Annotated in this window: 5 protein-coding genes; all 5 read right to left on the minus strand. The window is 34.2% G+C overall.

The window, feature by feature from the left end; genetic code table 11:
* On the minus strand, positions 1-617 hold a 617-nt coding region (mobV, locus tag KQI49_RS18235; RefSeq protein ID WP_204180782.1), incomplete at its 3' end, for a MobV family relaxase.
* A 566-nt stretch (positions 618-1183) separates the two neighbouring features.
* The gene (gene tet(L), locus KQI49_RS18240) at positions 1184-2560 is read right to left on the minus strand and encodes a tetracycline efflux MFS transporter Tet(L) (protein WP_001574277.1); all 1377 of its coding nucleotides are present in this window, start codon (positions 2558-2560) and stop codon (positions 1184-1186) included.
* A 33-nt stretch (positions 2561-2593) separates the two neighbouring features.
* Entirely contained in the window at positions 2594-2656 is a 63-nt protein-coding gene (locus KQI49_RS18970; protein ID WP_012779615.1) for a tetracycline resistance efflux system leader peptide, read from the minus strand.
* 103 nt (positions 2657-2759) lie between these two features.
* A complete protein-coding gene (locus KQI49_RS18250) occupies positions 2760-3743 on the minus strand; it encodes a protein rep (RefSeq protein WP_000336291.1) in 984 nt (327 codons plus the stop codon).
* Between the two features lie 244 nt (positions 3744-3987).
* Positions 3988-4775 (minus strand): plasmid recombination protein (locus KQI49_RS18255; protein WP_371817608.1); only part of this gene is annotated, 788 nt, incomplete at its 5' end.

Raw genomic sequence — 4775 nt, forward strand, 5'->3', positions numbered from 1 at the left:
TTTTTTTCTAGAAAATCAATCTCTTTTTCCAAAGTTTGTTTTTTAAATTTAGCTGTCTCAATATGTTTACGGTCAGAGCCACGTTCACCACGCTTCAACTCAAAACCCTGTTTTTTCATATGCTCGGGGAATTTATCTTGTAGCCATAACAGTTCTTGACGATTAAACACATTTTTTCCTTGCAGTTTTCCATCACGCATAGGCACAACACCTAAATGCATGTGAGGGGTTTGCTCATCATTATGAACTGTTGCATAAGCAATATTTTGCTTGCCATATCGTTCGGAAAATAATTTATAACTTTCCTCAAAAAATCGTTTTTGTTCTCCTGGATCCAGTTGCTCAAAAAAATCTCGGTCAGATGTTACTAGCAACTCATTTACAAGAACAGCATCTTTCCTCGTTTTTCTTGTACCTGTTTTTTGTGATTCAATAATTTCTTTGACACGTTCGTTGTAATCAATATTTTTATCATTTTTCAAATCATAATTTTCACGTGTTCGCTCATGGTCAATATCATCATTCGTTCTACTTTTTCGCTCTCTTTGATTATGAAATTGCATGCCTTTTAGTCCAGCTGATTTCACTTTTTGCATTCTACAAACTGCATAACTCATATGTAAATCGCTCCTTTTTAGGTGGCACAAATGTGAGGCATTTTCGCTCTTTCCGGCAACCACTTCCAAGTAAAGTATAATAACACACTATACTTTATATTCATAAAGTGTGTGCTCTGCGAGGCTGTCGGCAGTGCCGACCAAAACCATAAAACCTTTAAGACCTTTCTTTTTTTTACGAGAAAAAAGAAACAAAAAAACCTGCCCTCTGCCACCTCAGCAAAGGGGGGTTTTGCTCTCGTGCTCGTTTAAAAATCAGCAAGGGACAGGTAGTATTTTTTGAGAAGATCACTCAAAAAATCTCCACCTTTAAACCCTTGCCAATTTTTATTTTGTCCGTTTTGTCTAGCTTACCGAAAGCCAGACTCAGCAAGAATAAAATTTTTATTGTCTTTCGGTTTTCTAGTGTAACGGACAAAACCACTCAAAATAAAAAAGATACAAGAGAGGTCTCTCGTATCTTTTATTCAGCAATCGCGCCCTTTAATGGAACAAAAAGATTTGAATTCCTGTTATAAAAAAAGGATCAATTTTGAACTCTCTCCCAAAGTTGATCCCTTAACGATTTAGAAATCCCTTTGAGAATGTTTATATACATTCAAGGTAACCAGCCAACTAATGACAATGATTCCTGAAAAAAGTAATAACAAATTACTATACAGATAAGTTGACTGATCAACTTCCATAGGTAACAACCTTTGATCAAGTAAGGGTATGGATAATAAACCACCTACAATTGCAATACCTGTTCCCTCTGATAAAAAGCTGGTAAAGTTAAGCAAACTCATTCCAGCACCAGCTTCCTGCTGTTTCAAGCTACTTGAAACAATTGTTGATATAACTGTTTTGGTGAACGAAAGCCCACCTAAAACAAATACGATTATAATTGTCATGAACCATGATGTTGTTTCTAAAAGAAAGGAAGCAGTTAAAAAGCTAACAGAAAGAAATGTAACTCCGATGTTTAACACGTATAAAGGACCTCTTCTATCAACAAGTATCCCACCAATGTAGCCGAAAATAATGACACTCATTGTTCCAGGGAAAATAATTACACTTCCGATTTCGGCAGTACTTAGCTGGTGAACATCTTTCATCATATAAGGAACCATAGAGACAAACCCTGCTACTGTTCCAAATATAATTCCCCCACAAAGAACTCCAATCATAAAAGGTATATTTTTCCCTAATCCGGGATCAACAAAAGGATCTGTTACTTTCCTGATATGTTTTACAAATATCAGGAATGACAGCACGCTAACGATAAGAAAAGAAATGCTATATGATGTTGTAAACAACATAAAAAATACAATGCCTACAGACATTAGTATAATTCCTTTGATATCAAAATGACCTTTTATCCTTACTTCTTTCTTTAATAATTTCATAAGAAACGGAACAGTGATAATTGTTATCATAGGAATGAGTAGAAGATAGGACCAATGAATATAATGGGCTATCATTCCACCAATCGCTGGACCGACTCCTTCTCCCATGGCTACTATCGATCCAATAAGACCAAATGCTTTACCCCTATTTTCCTTTGGAATATAGCGCGCAACTACAACCATTACGAGTGCTGGAAATGCAGCTGCACCAGCCCCTTGAATAAAACGAGCCATAATAAGTAAGGAAAAGAAAGAATGGCCAACAAACCCAATTACCGACCCGAAACAATTTATTATAATTCCAAATAGGAGTAACCTTTTGATGCCTAATTGATCAGATAGCTTTCCATATACAGCTGTTCCAATGGAAAAGGTTAACATAAAGGCTGTGTTCACCCAGTTTGTACTCGCAGGTGGTTTATTAAAATCATTTGCAATATCAGGTAATGAGACGTTCAAAACCATTTCATTTAATACGCTAAAAAAAGATAAAATGCAAAGCCAAATTAAAATTTGGTTGTGTCGTAAATTCGATTGTGAATAGGATGTATTCACATTTCACCCTCCAATAATGAGGGCAGACGTAGTTTATAGGGTTAATGATACGCTTCCCTCTTTTAATTGAACCCTGTTACATTCATTACACTTCATAATTAATTCCTCCTAAACTTGATTAAAACATTTTACCACATATAAACTAAGTTTTAAATTCAGTATTTCATCACTTATACAACAATATGGCCCGTTTGTTGAACTACTCTTTAATAAAATAATTTTTCCGTTCCCAATTCCACATTGCAATAATAGAAAATCCATCTTCATCGGCTTTTTCGTCATCATCTGTATGAATCAAATCGCCTTCTTCTGTGTCATCAAGGTTTAATTTTTTATGTATTTCTTTTAACAAACCACCATAGGAGATTAACCTTTTACGGTGTAAACCTTCCTCCAAATCAGACAAACGTTTCAAATTCTTTTCTTCATCATCGGTCATAAAATCCGTATCCTTTACAGGATATTTTGCAGTTTCGTCAATTGCCGATTGTATATCCGATTTATATTTATTTTTCGGTCGAATCATTTGAACTTTTACATTTGGATCATAGTCTAATTTCATTGCCTTTTTCCAAAATTGAATCCATTGTTTTTGATTCACGTAGTTTTCTGTATTCTTAAAATAAGTTGGTTCCACACATACCAATACATGCATGTGCTGATTATAAGAATTATCTTTATTATTTATTGTCACTTCCGTTGCACGCATAAAACCAACAAGATTTTTATTAATTTTTTTATATTGCATCATTCGGCGAAATCCTTGAGCCATATCTGACAAACTCTTATTTAATTCTTCGCCATCATAAACATTTTTAACTGTTAATGTGAGAAACAACCAACGAACTGTTGGCTTTTGTTTAATAACTTCAGCAACAACCTTTTGTGACTGAATGCCATGTTTCATTGCTCTCCTCCAGTTGCACATTGGACAAAGCCTGGATTTACAAAACCACACTCGATACAACTTTCTTTCGCCTGTTTCACGATTTTGTTTATACTCTAATATTTCAGCACAATCTTTTACTCTTTCAGCCTTTTTAAATTCAAGAATATGCAGAAGTTCAAAGTAATCAACATTAGCGATTTTCTTTTCTCTCCATGGTCTCACTTTTCCACTTTTTGTCTTGTCCACTAAAACCCTTGATTTTTCATCTGAATAAATGCTACTATTAGGACACATAATATTAAAAGAAACCCCCATCTATTTAGTTATTTGTTTGGTCACTTATAACTTTAACAGATGGGGTTTTTCTGTGCAACCAATTTTAAGGGTTTTCAATACTTTAAAACACATACATACCAACACTTCAACGCACCTTTCAGCAACTAAAATAAAAATGACGTTATTTCTATATGTATCAAGATAAGAAAGAACAAGTTCAAAACCATCAAAAAAAGACACCTTTTCAGGTGCTTTTTTTATTTTATAAACTCATTCCCTGATCTCGACTTCGTTCTTTTTTTACCTCTCGGTTATGAGTTAGTTCAAATTCGTTCTTTTTAGGTTCTAAATCGTGTTTTTCTTGGAATTGTGCTGTTTTATCCTTTACCTTGTCTACAAACCCCTTAAAAACGTTTTTAAAGGCTTTTAAGCCGTCTGTACGTTCCTTAAGGAATTCCTTAGTGCTTTCATAGATTAAACTCACATCACGCTTTAAATCGCTTATTTTAGACTTTAAAGACTTATTTTCTTCAAGCAACTCATTATAATCATTTACATTTTCATTAAATCGCTCTACAAGACCACTATATTTTTCTTTAACTTGCCCATGTTCTTTACTTAATTTTTTATATTCTCTCGCCATATCAGTACTCATGAGATTTCTAACATGCTGTTTTAACCTATCGTTATCTCTCGCAGCAGTCACTAAGTTTTTATAATCACGCTCCGATATAACAACATTTTTGGTTGGTTTCTTTTCTGTTTTCATTATTTCTTTTCCCAAACCAAACATGGACTTTTCACCCGTTGGCACTTCAACACTTTTCATGTGTCGTTTCGCTGGTACTTCTAAATCTGATTTAACTTTATCGCTATAAGCAGTCCATTCATCTTTTTTAACTGCTAAATTTTTTTCTAGAAAATCAATCTCTTTTTCCAAAGTTTGTTTTTTAAATTTAGCTGTCTCAATATGTTTACGGTCAGAGCCACGTTCACCACGCTTCAACTCAAAACCCTGTTTTTTCATATGCTCGGGGAATTTATCTTGTA

Source organism: Virgibacillus sp. MSJ-26 (assembly GCF_018918075.1).
In the GTDB taxonomy this organism is placed as follows: domain Bacteria; phylum Bacillota; class Bacilli; order Bacillales; family Amphibacillaceae; genus MSJ-26.

Bases quoted from the DNA above. Each gene is read 5' to 3' on its own strand.
- KQI49_RS18250 (WP_000336291.1), bottom strand. From the start codon at position 3,743: ATGTGTCCTAATAGTAGCATTTATTCAGATGAAAAATCAAGGGTTTTA.